A 15,166-nucleotide genomic window follows, 5' to 3' on the forward strand; every position below is an offset into this window, starting at 1 on the left:
TACCTATGGATATAAATATGCCCGCATGAAATTGAAACAATTAATCCCCACACCATCGGCCTGGGCCCACATGCGTTTTGTTTTCTCTGTTTTTTTGTTGCCTGTTTACCTGTTTGCTTTTAGCCAGGCTACATTTGTACAGCCGGGGCAGGCTGTGCTTATATTTTTTATCTGGCATTTTCTGGCGTTCCCGGCAAGTAACGGGTATAACAGTTATTTTGATAAGGACGAGGATAGCATTGGCCTGTTGGAAAAACCGCCCGAGGTTGATATCAGCCTGTATTATTTTTCTATCCTGTTGGAAGCGCTGGCCTTTGGCCTGGGTTTTTTAATTAGCTGGGAGTTTGCGGTGGCGGTGCTTATTTATGGCATCATGTCTAAATTGTATAGCCATTCGGCTACACGCTTAAAAAAGTACGCCATTATCAGTTTTTTAACGGTGTTTATTTTTCAGGGATGCTTTATTTATTATGTCACCTATTCGGCATTAAGCGGGCTTAGCCTGTTCAGGCATTGGGATACCGGGTTTATAATAGCCGGGGCAATTTGCTCGTGTTTGATAGGCGCATCCTACCCGCTCACCCAGGTTTACCAGCACGAAGAAGACAGCCGCCGTGGCGACAAAACCATCAGTTTATTATTGGGCTACAAGGGGTCTTTCATTTTTTCGGGCGCTATGTTTTCACTGGGGATAGCCTGCTCATTTTATTATTGGCATCTGGAGGGCAAAATGGCCAACTTTTACTTTTTCCTGGTATGCGCGCTGCCCATATTTCTATTTTTCAACTACTGGTTTTACAAAGTAGGAAAATCGACTGCTAATGCCGATTTTAAAAACGCCATGCGCATGAACTTTTTAAGCTCGGGTTGTATGCTGGTTTACTTTGGCACCCTGGCGCTGATGAGTTAAAAGGTTGAGATATGGATGGGATGCGAATTTATAAATACAATCCATACTTCATTTTGCCCATGGTACTGTTTGTGCTTTTAATGAGCCAACCGGTAAATTCGGTTTTTAATAAGCTTTTGATTTATAAAGATTACCAGGGCGCGATAATATTGGTGCTGGTTGTCGATTATTTCCTGATGTTTTTTATCCGGCACATTTATGATGTGCTAAGAGGCACTCCCGCAATAATAATCACCCGCGAATTTATTTTTATCGGGAAAAACGGCTATACCATTGCCTGGCGTGATATTGAAAGTGTAGATAAGGTACAGGGGTTAAAAATGTCGCTTAGAAAAACGTGGCGTAACTGGCCCCAAATAAAAAACCCCGTAGTCAGGATTTACTACGGGTATATAGCCAGCGGAATTTCGATAGCGGGCATTTTAATTGCCGGCGATGCCGAACAAATGAGCATCACGATACGGGATTATTATTTTAAGTACAGGTATGATTAGTTTGATACGTTGTCGAAATTGTTGGTAATCAGGTAGCTTCTACAGAGCAAAAACTATTTCCTTGTTTTTTCTACAAATTGGTAGCGCCTACGGCGCAATCCCCGTAGATAATTAGACTTGTAATATCCAATATTAGGTAACAGCTACGAAACAATCAGTATCAACGTTGTTAAACCCAATGTTAATACAATTTTATATTCCCTGCTAACCTAACAAAACGATGCAAATCTATCCCGTAGGGATAACCTATTTGTAGAAAAACGTCACAAGATATTTTTGCCTCGTAGAGGCTACCTGATCCAACAGTGCTAATCGTCTAACAGATCGTGAAATATGTACCTTTCATCGTATTCGATGCCGTGCTTTTTTAACATATCAATATACTCATCCCTAAACGATTTCTTTTGGTGGTGTTCTTTTTGGGCAAAAATATACTTGACCACCGAATCAATTTGAGATTTACTGTTGCTAAATGCTCCATATCCCTCCTGCCATTGAAATTTCCGGTTAGTAAATCCCTGCTTATTTACCATTTCAGAACTATCACCTTTTACAAGGCGCATTATCTCGGATATAGACTGTTTAGGATTAAGACCAATGAAAAGATGAGTATGATCTGTCGCCGAATTTATCGCCAATAACTTGTGCCCATTGTTTTGGACGATACCTGTAATGTAGCGATGCAAATCATCTTCCCATTCGGTCTGAATAACGGACATTCTGAATTTTGCAGCGAAGACGAAGTGAATGTATAATTGAGTGTAAGTATTAGGCATAGTCAAATTTAATGTTGTATCGGACTTTTTTCAAATACAATATCAAATTTAAAACTCCACATGCACCCTTAACGAAAACACATTCACCGGCCCCCTGTCTTTATTATAAGCCGGGTTTACAATAAACTGGTAATCGGGCGAAAGCCAGAATTTTTTTTGATAGGCGTTAATCTTGTAATACAACTCGGCAATCAGCTCGTTGCTGTAATTTAACTTGCCATCGCCAATAATAAAACCATAACCGCCTGCGGCCAGGTAATCGCGGTGCGGGGCAGATAGGCCGTTTGCCRCAAATGCAAGGCCAAGTTCGTCGTCGCTGCGTTTCCAGGAGTTGCCTTTTAACACGCCACCAAAGCTTAATGAGCGGTCTATCTCGGTAAAATACCATGTTTCGGTGTGTCCGTCGTTATAGCTCAGTTTGGCAAATACGCCAAAATCTTTGCTCAGGTACTGGTCGGCGCTGATGCCGAAACCGTATTTGTGTTTGCCATAAACTAAATTGGTATCAACTACCGGGTTAACGGCGCTTATGGCAAGCGCATCGCGGTAATTGCCCATTTTGCCGTTATTGCGGAATCCTAAAATGCGCAGGGTCCCTTTATTGCCATTGATAGTATAGCGCCTTTCGTACTCCATTGTCTGGGTGTTGGCTTTGCCAACTTTGGCATCCCAGATGGCTCCGTTGGCGGTAGTTGTCGACATGGTGAAGGCAAATCTCAGCGTCCAGTTGGGCATACCTAATTCGGTATGGATACCCATGGCATAGCCCCGGGTGTTGGCGGGGTAATCCCAGGCGCCGTTATCCATCAGCGACCAGTTCATGAACTGTGAGCGTGGGTCGTGGCTAAATTCGTTACCGTCGTAAAAGTCGGCCATGCCAAATTTACCTGCAGTTACCGAAAAATAGCGTTTGCTTTTTAAGCCGGCAAGCTGGTTATTATCGTCCTGCAGGGTATCTTTCTCTTTTCCCCATTCAAAATTTTGGGTAAAGTACAGGCGGGCGATATAAATTTTAGGCTCTGAGCCGCCAACACGAAAAGTTTCGCCATTGGGGAAACCCGCAACCCCCAGGGTTTTACTCAAGCCCGATCCGCCTGACAATTCGGGATTAAAAAAAGCCGACGCGCCTTTCCAAAGCCTGGCCCCGCCAAAAAGCGTGGTGGTGATTGAGCTTTGCGTTTCTGATTGGGTAAGCAAACTATTATCGCCGGTATAATTGGCCCCGAAGGATGGTTTATACTGGGTAATAACCGTTTGCTGGAAATGGAAGTTGAACCGTTGCTGTTTAAGCGTATCCTGTGCCTTTGCTGTAAGTATGGTACACAACAGCGGCGTTATAAAAAGTAAAGATTTTTTCATGTGTAAAAGTTGATGCTGAAACGATTATCGGGGCTTATGGTTTGCACTCCAGGTAAAATTGCTGTAAGTACGCTACCATAAACTGATGACGCTGTTCGGCCAGTTGGCGGCCGGTTGGGGTGTTCATCTTATCTTTCAGTAGTAATAATTTTTCGTAAAAGTGGTTGATGGAAGGGGCAGGCGAATTTTTATACTCGTCTTTACTCATTTTTAAATTGGGCTCAATTTCGGGATTGTAAATTTCACGCCCTTTAAAACCTCCGTAGTTAAAGGCCCGTGCTATGCCAATAGCGCCAATGGCGTCAAGGCGGTCGGCATCCTGTACAATAGCCAGCTCGGGCGAGTGGAAGGTTTGTTTATCAAAGCTTGATTTGAACGACATATGCCGGATAATTTGCTGCACATGTTCAATAACAGCCGCATCAACATCCTGGCTCAGCAAGTAGTTGCCGGCAGTGCGCGGCCCAATTTCCTCATCGCCGGTATGAAATTTACTATCGGCAATATCATGAAGTAAAGCGGCAAGTTCAACAATAAGCGGATCGGCTTTTTCGGTTTGGGCTATCAATTTGGCGTTGGTCCAAACACGGTGTATATGCCACCAGTCGTGGCCACCTTCGGCATTTTTTAGCGTTTCACGTACAAATTGTACGGTATTATCTATCAATTTTCCTGTTTCCATCCGGCTGCAAATATACATTACCCGGCGAAAAAGGAACTTATTTAATGCAAATTACGCGGCGGCTGTATTTTCTGTGGCTATCAGTTCGTGCACTTCAACCTCCAATATGGCAGCTATCTGGAAAAGCCTTTCCACTGTTATTTTGGTATAACCAAGTTCGATTTTACTATATGCATTTTGCGATATTTTTAGCTTTGCAGCCAGGTACTCCTGCGTATAGGATAACTGTTCCCTGGTTTTCCTGATGTTGGCCGCAATAGCCCTCACTTTATAATTCAGCGTATCTTTCATTACTACTAATAATGTGTTAACTAACTATTGTTTACGATATTAATAGATCTTTGGATTTTTTGTTTTTAATTTTTTTTTCTAACGGGCTCAAAAAGAGGGTGTAAAACCCGTTTTTTACAAAATGAAACAAGGTATTACCAATGTGTTTTTAACCAATAATTTAAAGTGGGTTTAACCTATGTGAAACAGGGTATGGTGTTTAAGGAGGCTCTATTTGAACATCATCTTTTAAATTCAGCTTAAAAATAGAAGTCCGACAGTTTTTCCTCAAAAAATACCACCAGGGCCGGCAGTATATATTAACTCATAGTTAGACTGTTTTTTCAGGATCTTTATTGGGGTGTCGTGCCTAAAAAAATCTTTTTTAGACAACAACTCAACGCCATACCATTTAATGTTATAATTCCCGAAATCAGGTTTAGGCAATACCGGATTAAACATTACAGGCTTTTCATAGTTATCAATACATGAAAGCATTGGTATTAAACTGCACACTGAAACCATCGCCCTTGCCATCAAATACCGAAGCGTTGGCCAGGGAAGTTGTACATGCGCTGGAAAAACTTGGCGCCAAAACAAAAATCATCCGCGTGGCAGATTATGATGTAAAAACCGGCTCAAAATCAGACATGGGCGAAGGCGATGGCTGGCCGGCAATACTGAAAGAATTATTAGCCGCAGATATATTAATTATGGCTACCCCAACATGGATGGGCACGTTATCAAGTATAGCCATGCGGGTTATGGAGCGCATAAACGGCTTATACCCGGTTAAAGATGATGAGGGCAGGCCTGTTACTTACAATAAAGTAGCGGGCTTTGTAGTTACCGGCGAAGAAGACGGCGCCAGGCATGTAGTTACCGAAATAGCGGGCGGACTAATGGACGTTGGCTTTACTATAGCCCCACAATCATATACTTACTGGAACAATGGCCCCGGGCCAGGCAAAGCTTATCTCCATTCGGAATTCAGAAAAGATTGGTCGAAACAAACTGCCAAATTGGTTGCTGCAAATGTAATTGCAGTGGCTAAGGCATTAAAAAAAACACCCATTCCGGCGTAGGAACAGGCGTATATCTGGTCAGCAGATTATCAATCAGTCTTTTTTTACAAAGTTTCCTGTTTCGTCAAAAATCAGGTCGCCTCCCTTTATTTCGGCCTCATAAAAGGTTTTGCCGGCAGCATCGGTAACTTTTCCGGCCTCCTTTATTTTTGCACCTTTATAATGTGATGCAACATACGGGGCAATGCTTTGAGGTAACGCGCTTATTTTTATGGCGTTTACAATTTCAACAAAAGTACCGGTTGGCGTAAACACAGCAGAGTTATCCTCTCCTGATTTGCCACCCCAGTTGGCCTCGTAATTGCCTTTTTCTTTTTCCCAGTTTACCTTGGTTGCAGCAGGGTATTTGCTGGTTAATGCCGATTTTACTGTGGCCGGAACATCTTTTAACTTAATGTCCTGTGCCATAACAACGCCCGAAGCAAGGCCGAGCGCCATTAAAAAAGATAGTTTCTTCTTCATGATAAATTTAATTTACACAAGGATAAACTACCAATCTGGAGAAATGCTGGCCGCTTTTTGTAGAAAATTTGGATAATGAAATGATGTTCAGCTAATCCCTAAAACTCATATTTCGACTCGGAGGAAATCACGCGTTTCCGGCGTTCCACATCGGTTTCCAGGCTATGGTCGTAAGTGTTATCGGTCACGGTAATATTCAGGTCTTTATCCCTGTCGGCCATGTACATATTGGCCTCGGCTGTTTTGGCAACGGCAACATCGTACGGCCCCTTGGGCGACATTAGTTTAACAAGTACCGGCAAACATTCAAATAAAATGAACAGATAGCCAATAAATGAGATAGCCATATACGTGTCCAGATCGCGGGTGCCATTTTCATTGTATGATAGCTGGCCCAGCGCCCAGTTTCGGTCAGAGAAACCGGCCACATTGGCCAGGCTATCCAGCTGATGATCGGTAAATAGCCGGGTACTGTTTAGCCCTTCATAATCTTTGCGGTGTCCCAGGTATTCGTCAAGCTGACCCAGGTTATCGGTAACCGTTTTCAGGCGCGCTTCTTTTTCTTCCAGCACGGCTTGTTTTTGCTTGGCGTAGGTGCCGTAGCCGGTGATGCCCGATGTTTGATTGGTTTTATCGCCAAAAACCTCCTGGTTAAGCAGGAAACGGCTCCGGTTAATATCTTTCTCGAGCGAATCTTTTTCCTTTTTCAGATCGCTGGTTTTACCCATCTCCATGGCATACTTTTGATTGTACGTTTTTTCGAGGGTATCAATTTTACGGTGCTGGCCTTTAAGGTAAGACAGTTTTAATTTCTGACGGATCTCTTTGTCAAATATCTTCAGTTCCAACGGGCGCGATATTACTATCCCAATCATTATCGCCAGTAATATCCGGGGTGATGCCTGGAGTATCTGCTGGTTGGTTGTCCCCTCTTTATTAATGCTCGATACAATGTACCTGTCCATATTAAAAATGGCCGTTCCCCATAATAAACCAAACAGTATTGCAAAGCCAACAGCAAAGGCATCGCCGTTAAAAACAAAGTACATGGCATAGCCTCCCGAGAGAGATGCAAACAATGCCGTGAAAAAAATGGTAGCCCCAATGCCCACATACTTATTATGCTCGATGGGGTATTTTTTAAGTGTATCTATATGCGCTCCTGAACAAAACCAGAAAAAGCGGGTAACTTTTTTCATGTATATCGTTTTTTTAAATAGATGCCGGTTAATATTTGTGTCAAATTATCAACCGGGCTATCCGCCATTTGCCGGGCAAACATGGTTAAAAAAGCATATCGTGCAGCAAATCATATAATAAACGCTCTTAGGCATTGATTGTTACAAAAATTGCGTGTAATTATTTGCATTGGAAAAAAAGCTACCTTTGGATTATAATTTTATTGATCATGAACGAGATAACCGTACAGGAATTAAAAGAGAAAAAGGAAAAAGGCGAAGATTTTCAGCTAATTGACGTTAGGGAAGATTTTGAATATGAAACATCAAACCTCGGTGGATTATCTATCCCCCTTGGCGGGATTTTAATTGAGAGCGAAAAAGTAGCTAAAGATAAACCGGTTGTGGTAATGTGCCGCAGCGGCAAGCGCAGCGCGGCGGCTATTATGCAGCTGGAGCAAAGGGGTTTTACTAACCTGTATAACCTGCGTGGTGGCATTTTAGCCTGGGCCGCCGAGATCGACCCTGACTTAAGTGTATATTAATCATGGCTTTTAAATTAATACTTAACGTGCTGTATACCATTGGTTTGGTGTTATGCGCCTTTGTGGCTTACCGGTATTTTATGGCCAAAAGCTACCCGGTTATGGCTGCAGCTATTGCCGTGGGCCTGGTGGTAGTTTTCCTGAAAATAAGACTGTTAAAAGACGTAAAGAACTCGCAAAAAAAGGTGTAACTTCATTGCATGTTTATAGCAATATTAGGAGTTATCGTGCTCGTGGTGGGCATCGTACTCAAACGCTCGCCCGAACCGGCCAGCCACTTTAGTAGTACCATAAGTATAGTTGGCGGGGCATTGGTGGTTATTGGTTTGCTGCTATCCAGTTTCAAGGTTATTGAGCCGGGAAAGGTAGGTGTACAAGTGCTTTTTGGCAAAGTGCAGGACCATATATTAGAAAGCGGCCTGCATGTTGTTAACCCCGTTGTCGAGATCACGACCTTTGATGTGCGCTTACAAACCTACACCATGAGCGCCGTTCATGACGAGGGCTCAAAAGAGGGTGACGATGCAATCCGGGTACTGTCGTCTGATGGTCTTGAGGTGGCTATTGATCTTTCTGTTCAGTACAAGGTAAATGCCGATAAAGCGCCTTTTATTATGCAAAATATTGGCGAAGACTACTTGGAAAAAATAGTGCGCCCGGTTTCCAGGACTGCTATCCGCGATAATGCTGTTAATTATGCGGCTGTCGATCTTTATTCAACCAAACGGCAGGAGTTCCAGGATAGGATAAACAGGTTTATTACGGCCAACTTTGCCAAACGGGGCCTGGAATTGCAACAGATCCTGGTGCGTAATATCACCCTGCCAGCATCTGTAAGGGCCAGCATCGAGTCAAAAATAAATGCAGAGCAGGATGCCCAAAAAATGCAATTTGTATTGCAAAAAGAAAAGCAGGAAGCCGAACGTAAGCGTGTAGAGGCCCAGGGTATTGCCGATTACCAAAAGATCCTTTCAACCGGCTTGTCGGATAAACAACTACAATATGAGGCTATTAAAGCCCAGATTGCTATAGCCACTTCGCCAAACGCCAAAGTGATCATCATGGGCGGCGGCAAGGGAAACCCGATAATGCTGAGTGATAAATAATACACACGAATTTTGCACACGAATTTTTTCTAATTGGATCGAATTTCACGAATTATAGACGGACTTCCGAAGTTTGAAAAACTTCGGAAGTCTCCATTTTATGCGCTATATGATAAATCCAATAGATAAACTTGAAACTAAATGGCAACCAATTGTTATGTTTTATGGATTTGCCATCTTACTGATCATCGTTGGTGCACTCATTTCGCCCACCAATTTAGCCGGGGCGGGGCTCGACTTACTCTTCATCCTGATAGCCGTCATCGGTAACATCGTTCTGCTTTTTCGATCGGTATTTAAACTAATAAAACAAGGCAAAATCTTCCGGATGGCTGTAACAATTCACGCCGTAGTATTTACGCTGTGGTTCGGGACTATAATGTTTACTATTATCTACGCTGCAATAACATCATCAAAATAAAAAGCCACCCCATCCGGGCGGCTTTTATCATTCTCAGGAAGGTAATATAAATATCGTTATGTTTAGCCGAATCGATAATTCGTGAAATTCGATCCAATTAGAAAAAATTCGTGTGCACTTATTCGTTTGCCCGATGATGCTGCGATACCAGCTTATCTACAGGGTAGCCCATTGCTTTACATTTGGCCACAATTTTGTCGAATTCGCCCTGCGGCATGGTTGGCTTGCGGCTCATGATAAACAGGAATTTAAAATCGGGGTGGCCAACAACGGCGTAGGAGTAATCGTCGGCAATATCAATAACCCAGTAATCAATCTTAATTGGCCATATAAACTGGGCTTTCATTTGGGCCGCATTATCATCCTTATCCGGGAAAAGCTTTGATTTATAGGTTTTCAGCTCATTATCCTCTCCCTTTTTGGCCATTGTTACTACATTATAATAGCCATCCTTATTCAGGGTATAATGGGTAGTGGTTTCTTTGGTATCCTTATCAAACATAGTTGGTATTGATGACAATGAATACCATTTACCCGAAAACTTGTTCAAATCAACCTTTACAACCGGCTTATTGGCTGGTCCGGCCAAGGTGGTTATCAATAATATCAATGCTGTGCAAATCATTTTCATAACTAAAAAATTAAGCCCCTTTTAGTCCAATTACGGTAAAACGGGGCTTAAAGATTTTTTTAGTGTATAGCAGGTGGTTGTAACCTGCTATGTCATTACGAGGCACGAAGCAATCCCCTATATGCCAAGTCCCACATAGTTCGGGATTGCTTCGTGCCTCGCAATGACATAAAAAACGAGCTCATTTGTAAAGTAAGGAGGGCTCTTATTTTACCAATGTGCCAATGGCTTCGCCGCTGGCTATTTTCATGAAGTTGCCTTCTTTGTTCATATCAAATACAATGATAGGTAGCTTGTTTTCCTGGCAAAGGGTAATGGCGGTCATATCCATTACGTTTAAGCCTTTATCATACACTTCCTGGAAGCTGATCTCATCGTAACGGGTAGCTGTTGGGTCTTTCTCCGGGTCGGCGGTGTAAATGCCGTCAACGCGGGTGCCTTTTAATACCACATCGGCTTTAATTTCAATGGCACGTAATGATGCAGCAGTGTCGGTAGTAAAGTATGGGTTACCGGTACCGGCGCCAAAAATCACTATTTTACCAACCTCTAAATGGTGCATAGCGCGGCGGCGAATGTATGGTTCGCAAATTTGCTCCATTTTAATAGCCGACTGCAGGCGGGTTTCAACACCAATACTTTCTAAGGCATTTTGCAGTGCCATACAGTTAATAACGGTGGCCAGCATGCCCATATAATCGGCCTGGGCGCGTTCCATGCCCGATTTTTCGGCGCTCAAACCCCTGAAAATATTACCGCCGCCAACTACTATCGCAATTTCCATTCCTGTGTCGTAAACACTTTTAATATCCTGGGCGTATTGCAAAACCTGTGCATTATCAATGCCATATTGCCGGGTACCCATAAGCGATTCGCCCGAAAGCTTCAGTAAAATTCTTTTGTACTTCATTTGGTGTGATTTGTTATTAACAGAAATAAAGGGAACTTGCTTTTGTAGATATCATGAATTGATAAAGCGTTGTTCATATGAGGTGTCGTTCCGCAAAAGTAGCGAATAAAAATTAGTGTTAAAATTTTATGTTGTCTTTGTTAATAAATGACCGTTAAGGTAAGTTGCTTCTACCTCAAAATCAGCATTAAAAACAACCATATCGGCAATAAAGTTTTTCTCAATTTTGCCTTTTTTACCGTGTTTTGCCAATTCGGCCGGGTATAATGAAGCCATGTTAACAGCTTCGGCTAAATCAATACCCACTTGCTTTACGCAGTTTTCAACGGCTTTTAACATCGTAAGCGACGAACCGGAGAGGGTGCCGTCGGGCATTACATATTTATTGCCTACTAATTGATGCTGGTACGCACCTTCGGTTGTTGAGGTAACTGCATCGGTAATTAAAAACAGCTTATCGCCCAGCTCGCGTTTGGCCAGGCGTATCATAGCCCAATCTACATGGTTACCATCGGCAACAATGCTGGTATACGGCCGTTCTTCAAAAATAGCGGGGATATAGCCCGGTTCGCGATGGTGCATTTGCGGCATGGCGTTAAACAGGTGGGTTACCGCGGGGATGGGTTTGTTTAAAAACGCTTTTCCCTCGGCATAAGTAGCATTGCTGTGGCCCGATGATATGATAACGCCCGCGTTGTGCAGGAAATCAATCACTTCCTGGTCCTGCAGTTCGGGCGCTATGGTAATCATTTTTATTTCGCCTTCGGCGCGTTCTACCCAGCCTTTTACCTCGGCGAGGGTAGCTTTCTTGATATACTTTTCGGGATGCGCGCCTTTTTTTGCCGCGTTCAAATAAGGCCCCTCCAGGTGTAATCCCCAAAAAGCGCCCTTCGCTTGTTTGCGATAGGCTTTAGCTGCATCAATTCCCGCTTCAACAATCTCATTGGTATTGGTGCCTATAGTAGCAAAAACGCCGGTGGTGCCCTGGTTAAGCAAATCGCTTTCCAGGCGTTCCAAAGCAGCTACCGTTGGCGTGCCCGCGAATAATAAGCCGCCGCTGCCATAAATCTGCAAATCGATAAAGCCGGGGGCAAGGTATGAGCCTTTTAAATCATGCTTACCGGCATCAACGGGAATGGCTGTATCATCAATAACATCGATAATGGTGTTGCCTGAGATTAAAACGGCTTTGCCCTGGGTAATTTGCCCATTGGAAATGAGTTGGAGATTGTGGAGTGCTGTTATCATGATGCCTGAAGTTTTACCTACATGTCATTGCGATGAACTACGGAGACGACTCACCCCGACATCGCTTCGCTCGTCCCTCTCTCCGGCTGCGCCGCATAGAGGGGCGGAAAAGTTTTTTTTTCTTCCTCAACCCTCTTTGCGCGACGCCGGAGAGAGGGTGGTCGGGCGTAGCCTCGACCGGGTGAGTCGTCGCCGAAATCCGAAACAATATTGCAAAAAAAATCCCCCTCGTTTTAAACGAGGGGGATAATATAATTAAGCTCCTAAAGCTACCCGCTTAAATGCGGTTACTGTGAGGCCTTTTTCAACGGTGGCCAGGAACTGGGCAACGTTTTTAGATGAATCTTTTACAAACTCCTGGTTTAACAGGGTTGAGTCTTTGTAGAACTTGTTCAGTTTACCTAAGCTGATTTTTTCAACCATTTCTTCTGGTTTACCTTCAGCGCGGATCACGTCTTTAGCAATTTCCAGTTCACGCTCAATAACAGTGGCATCAACGCCATCTTTATCAACCGCAATTGGGTTCATAGCTGCAATTTGCATAGCAACATCTTTACCAGCTTCATCAGCACCTTCAGGGTTTGAGTTTAAGGCTACCAATACACCTAAACGGAAGTTACCGTGTACATAAGCAATAACTTTTTCGCCCGTGATGATCTCTAATTTAGAAACACCAATTTTTTCGCCGATTTTACCGGTTTTGTCAATAACAGCTTCACCAATAGTAGTAGTGGTGTTTTCTGTATCGATAGAAAGCGCGTAAAGTTCTTCGATGCTTTTTGGCTGGTTTTCAACTGCTTTGTTAGCAATTTCGTTAGCGAAAGCGATGAACTCAGCATTTTTAGCCACGAAATCAGTTTCGCAGTTAAGCTCGATGATAACACCGGTTTTGCCATCGGCGCTGGTGCGCGATATAACAACACCTTCATTTGATTCCCTGTCCTGACGGCTTGCTGCAACTTTAGCACCTTTTTTTCTTAAAAAATCGATAGCTGCTTCAAAATCACCGTTAGTTTCGGTTAATGCTTTTTTGCAATCCATCATACCGGCACCAGTTTGCTGGCGCAGTTTATTTACGTCGGCTGCAGATATTTGTACTGTAGACATCTTTTTTTGTTTTAAGTGGTATGTTATGAGTTATAGGCCACCGGCAAATTTAATATGCCCCTGTAACCTGTAACTGTATTTAGTATTAAAAAATACAGGTTGTAAAGTATCGGTATATATACCTTAATTCTACAACCTATATGGAAAAAGTCGTAAGTATTAAGCCTAAAGCCTAAGAGTAATTCCAGACTTAGTACTTAGTACTTACGACTAAAATATAATTACTCTTCTGTTTCGGCAGGTGCTTCAGTGTCAGCTTCTGCTACCACGTCTGCAACTTCGGCTGTTTTCCTGGTTCTTTTACCGCCTTCGTTTTCGCTGCGGTCTTTTACTTCAGGAGCATCAGCTTTTGATTTAGCTGCAACTGCTTCTTTTTCTGCTTCGTCTTCTTTATCGCGTTTGCGTTCTTCCAAACCTTCTTCAATCGCTTTGATGATAATGCTGGTAATCAATGAAATTGATTTGGTAGCATCGTCATTCGCAGGGATAGGGAAATCGATGTTTGAAGGATCAGAGTTGGTATCAACCATAGCAAATGTAGGGATGTTCAACTTCAAAGCTTCAGATACAGCGATGTGTTCTTTCTTAACGTCGATCAAAAATAATGCTGCAGGTAAACGGTTCAAATCAGCAATACCACCTAAAAGGGTTTCTAATTTGATACGCTCACGTTGTATCATCAGTCTTTCTTTTTTAGAAAGGTTGCTGTAAGTACCATCTTTAGTCAATTTATCGATGTTTGACATCTTTTTGATCGACTTACGTACGGTAGCAAAGTTGGTTAACATACCACCCAACCAACGCTCGGTGATGTAGGGCATGTTTACACTTTTTGCATAATCAGCAACGATATCTTTCGCTTGTTTCTTTGTAGCTACGAATAATACCTTACGGCCTGATTTTACTATTTGTTTGATAGCTGCAGCAGCTTCTTCAACCTTAGTTAAGGTTTTATTTAAATCGATAATGTGGATACCGTTACGCTCCATGAAAATGTACTGTGACATTTTCGGATCCCATTTGCGGGTAAGGTGACCAAAGTGTACACCTGCATCCAGTAAATCCTGATATGTTGTTCTTGCCATTGTGTTGTCCTCCTGTGATTAACGTTTACTGAATTGGAATCTCTTACGTGCTTTCTTACGACCTGGTTTCTTACGCTCAACCATACGGTCATCGCGAGTCATAATACCTTTAGCGCGTAATGCTGGTTTCTTTTCAGGATCCAGTTCAACAATGGCTTTAGCGATAGCTAAACGAACGGCTTCTGCCTGTCCTTTTACGCCACCACCTGCAACATTTACTTTAACATCAAATTTTCCGGTGCTACCAGAAACCTCAGTGCTCTGAGTTACGATGTACTGTAATGGCAATGTTGGGAAGTACTCTTTGTAATCTTTACCGTTAACGATGATCGCACCACTTCCTTCTGTAAGGTAGATGCGGGCAACGGCTGTTTTTCTTCTGCCTGAAGTGTTAGTTGTTGGCATTTTTTTTCTCCTTTGAAATTAAAAAGTTAAATGGTTGTTGGATTTTGGGCCTCATGTGGATGCTCGCCACCTGCATATACATACAGGTTACCAAATAATGCTTTACCCAAACGACTTTTAGGTAACATACCACGAACGGCTTTTTCAATTACGCGTTCCGGATGTTTTGCCATTAACTCCTTAGGAGAAATGAAACGCTGACCACCTGGATAACCAGTGTAAGAAACATACTGCTTTGCGCTGAATTTGTTTCCGGTCAACTTTACCTTGTCTGCATTGATAACTATTACATTATCACCGCAGTCTACGTTCGGGGTGAAATCTGGCTTGGTTTTACCACGGATGATCATTGCGATCTTAGTGGACAAGCGCCCCAAAATCTCGCCTTGTGCGTCAACAACAACCCATTGTTTGTTAACGGTTTTTTTGTTGGCTGAGACAGTTTTGTAACTTAACGTATTCACTTGCTTTAAATTAAATTGTTTAAACGTT

20 protein-coding genes are annotated in these 15,166 nt (G+C 42.8%); 7 read left to right on the forward strand and 13 right to left on the reverse strand.

Annotation, left to right across the window (positions count from 1 at the left end; all coding sequences use genetic code 11):
• The first annotated feature begins 25 nt into the window (after nt 1-25).
• Together AC1DU2_RS02440 and AC1DU2_RS02445 are read left to right on the forward strand one after the other, a co-directional pair.
• On the forward strand, nt 26-910 hold the full coding sequence (locus AC1DU2_RS02440) for a UbiA family prenyltransferase (RefSeq protein WP_477382611.1): 885 nt from the start codon (nt 26-28) through the stop codon (nt 908-910).
• A gap of 11 nt (nt 911-921) precedes the next feature.
• Nucleotides 922-1,404 (forward strand): hypothetical protein, encoded by a 483-nt coding sequence (locus AC1DU2_RS02445; protein ID WP_477382613.1) that lies wholly within the window; start codon nt 922-924, stop codon nt 1,402-1,404.
• Between the two features lie 308 nt (nt 1,405-1,712).
• Here the strand turns inward: AC1DU2_RS02445 and tnpA are convergent, their stop codons facing one another.
• Genes tnpA through AC1DU2_RS02465 form a run of 4 tightly spaced genes read right to left on the reverse strand, consistent with a single transcriptional unit; the run spans nt 1,713 to nt 4,512 of the window.
• Entirely contained in the window at nt 1,713-2,180 is a 468-nt protein-coding gene (gene tnpA, locus AC1DU2_RS02450; protein WP_477382614.1) for an IS200/IS605 family transposase, read from the reverse strand.
• A 48-nt stretch (nt 2,181-2,228) separates the two neighbouring features.
• Nucleotides 2,229-3,539 carry a carbohydrate porin gene (locus tag AC1DU2_RS02455; protein WP_477382615.1) on the reverse strand — a complete coding sequence of 437 codons (1,311 nt, stop codon included), beginning with the start codon at nt 3,537-3,539 and terminating at the stop codon, nt 2,229-2,231.
• Nucleotides 3,540-3,573: 34 nt separating this feature from the next.
• The gene (locus tag AC1DU2_RS02460) at nt 3,574-4,221 is read right to left on the reverse strand and encodes an HD domain-containing protein (protein ID WP_477382616.1); all 648 of its coding nucleotides are present in this window, start codon (nt 4,219-4,221) and stop codon (nt 3,574-3,576) included.
• Between the two features lie 51 nt (nt 4,222-4,272).
• Nucleotides 4,273-4,512, reverse strand: a complete 240-nt coding sequence (locus tag AC1DU2_RS02465) for a helix-turn-helix domain-containing protein (RefSeq protein WP_477382617.1) — start codon at nt 4,510-4,512, stop codon at nt 4,273-4,275.
• Nucleotides 4,513-4,979: 467 nt separating this feature from the next.
• Here AC1DU2_RS02465 and AC1DU2_RS02470 point away from each other — a divergent pair, with 467 nt between their 5' ends.
• Nucleotides 4,980-5,576, forward strand: a complete 597-nt coding sequence (locus AC1DU2_RS02470) for a flavodoxin family protein (RefSeq protein WP_477382618.1) — start codon at nt 4,980-4,982, stop codon at nt 5,574-5,576.
• Between the two features lie 33 nt (nt 5,577-5,609).
• On the opposite strand, the gene AC1DU2_RS02475 is transcribed toward AC1DU2_RS02470, so the two are convergent.
• A complete protein-coding gene (locus AC1DU2_RS02475) occupies nt 5,610-6,038 on the reverse strand; it encodes a PepSY-like domain-containing protein (RefSeq protein WP_477365617.1) in 429 nt (142 codons plus the stop codon).
• Between the two features lie 98 nt (nt 6,039-6,136).
• A complete protein-coding gene (locus AC1DU2_RS02480) occupies nt 6,137-7,237 on the reverse strand; it encodes a DUF4407 domain-containing protein (protein ID WP_477365614.1) in 1,101 nt (366 codons plus the stop codon).
• A 209-nt stretch (nt 7,238-7,446) separates the two neighbouring features.
• Here AC1DU2_RS02480 and AC1DU2_RS02485 point away from each other — a divergent pair, with 209 nt between their 5' ends.
• The 4 genes from AC1DU2_RS02485 to AC1DU2_RS02500 all read left to right on the forward strand — a co-directional run bounded on the left by AC1DU2_RS02485 (nt 7,447) and on the right by AC1DU2_RS02500 (nt 9,288).
• Nucleotides 7,447-7,761, forward strand: a complete 315-nt coding sequence (locus AC1DU2_RS02485) for a rhodanese-like domain-containing protein (protein WP_477382619.1) — start codon at nt 7,447-7,449, stop codon at nt 7,759-7,761.
• A 2-nt stretch (nt 7,762-7,763) separates the two neighbouring features.
• Nucleotides 7,764-7,952: a DUF6358 family protein gene (locus AC1DU2_RS02490; RefSeq protein ID WP_477365608.1), complete on the forward strand. Its 189-nt coding sequence runs from the start codon at nt 7,764-7,766 to the stop codon at nt 7,950-7,952.
• A 9-nt stretch (nt 7,953-7,961) separates the two neighbouring features.
• Nucleotides 7,962-8,867, forward strand: coding sequence for a prohibitin family protein (locus AC1DU2_RS02495; protein ID WP_147054477.1), 906 nt, complete (start codon nt 7,962-7,964; stop codon nt 8,865-8,867).
• Nucleotides 8,868-8,976: 109 nt separating this feature from the next.
• Complete coding sequence (locus AC1DU2_RS02500) at nt 8,977-9,288, forward strand: hypothetical protein (RefSeq protein ID WP_477365599.1); 312 nt, start codon at nt 8,977-8,979, stop codon at nt 9,286-9,288.
• Nucleotides 9,289-9,406: 118 nt separating this feature from the next.
• On the opposite strand, the gene AC1DU2_RS02505 is transcribed toward AC1DU2_RS02500, so the two are convergent.
• The 7 genes from AC1DU2_RS02505 to rplM form a co-directional block, all read right to left on the reverse strand.
• Nucleotides 9,407-9,919 carry a lipocalin family protein gene (locus AC1DU2_RS02505; protein WP_477382622.1) on the reverse strand — a complete coding sequence of 171 codons (513 nt, stop codon included), beginning with the start codon at nt 9,917-9,919 and terminating at the stop codon, nt 9,407-9,409.
• Nucleotides 9,920-10,124: 205 nt separating this feature from the next.
• Nucleotides 10,125-10,829: a UMP kinase gene (pyrH, locus tag AC1DU2_RS02510; protein ID WP_477365593.1), complete on the reverse strand. Its 705-nt coding sequence runs from the start codon at nt 10,827-10,829 to the stop codon at nt 10,125-10,127.
• Between the two features lie 126 nt (nt 10,830-10,955).
• Nucleotides 10,956-12,077, reverse strand: coding sequence for an N-acetylglucosamine-6-phosphate deacetylase (nagA, locus tag AC1DU2_RS02515; protein WP_477382623.1), 1,122 nt, complete (start codon nt 12,075-12,077; stop codon nt 10,956-10,958).
• 255 nt (nt 12,078-12,332) lie between these two features.
• Nucleotides 12,333-13,184 carry a translation elongation factor Ts gene (gene tsf / locus AC1DU2_RS02520; RefSeq protein ID WP_274211241.1) on the reverse strand — a complete coding sequence of 284 codons (852 nt, stop codon included), beginning with the start codon at nt 13,182-13,184 and terminating at the stop codon, nt 12,333-12,335.
• A 221-nt stretch (nt 13,185-13,405) separates the two neighbouring features.
• A complete protein-coding gene (gene rpsB / locus AC1DU2_RS02525) occupies nt 13,406-14,269 on the reverse strand; it encodes a 30S ribosomal protein S2 (protein WP_477365587.1) in 864 nt (287 codons plus the stop codon).
• Nucleotides 14,270-14,287: 18 nt separating this feature from the next.
• A complete protein-coding gene (rpsI, locus tag AC1DU2_RS02530; protein WP_477365584.1) occupies nt 14,288-14,674 on the reverse strand; it encodes a 30S ribosomal protein S9 in 387 nt (128 codons plus the stop codon).
• 26 nt (nt 14,675-14,700) lie between these two features.
• Nucleotides 14,701-15,138: a 50S ribosomal protein L13 gene (rplM, locus tag AC1DU2_RS02535; protein ID WP_477365581.1), complete on the reverse strand. Its 438-nt coding sequence runs from the start codon at nt 15,136-15,138 to the stop codon at nt 14,701-14,703.
• Nucleotides 15,139-15,166 lie beyond the last annotated feature (28 nt).

This window comes from Mucilaginibacter sp. P4_C11, from assembly GCF_056402115.1.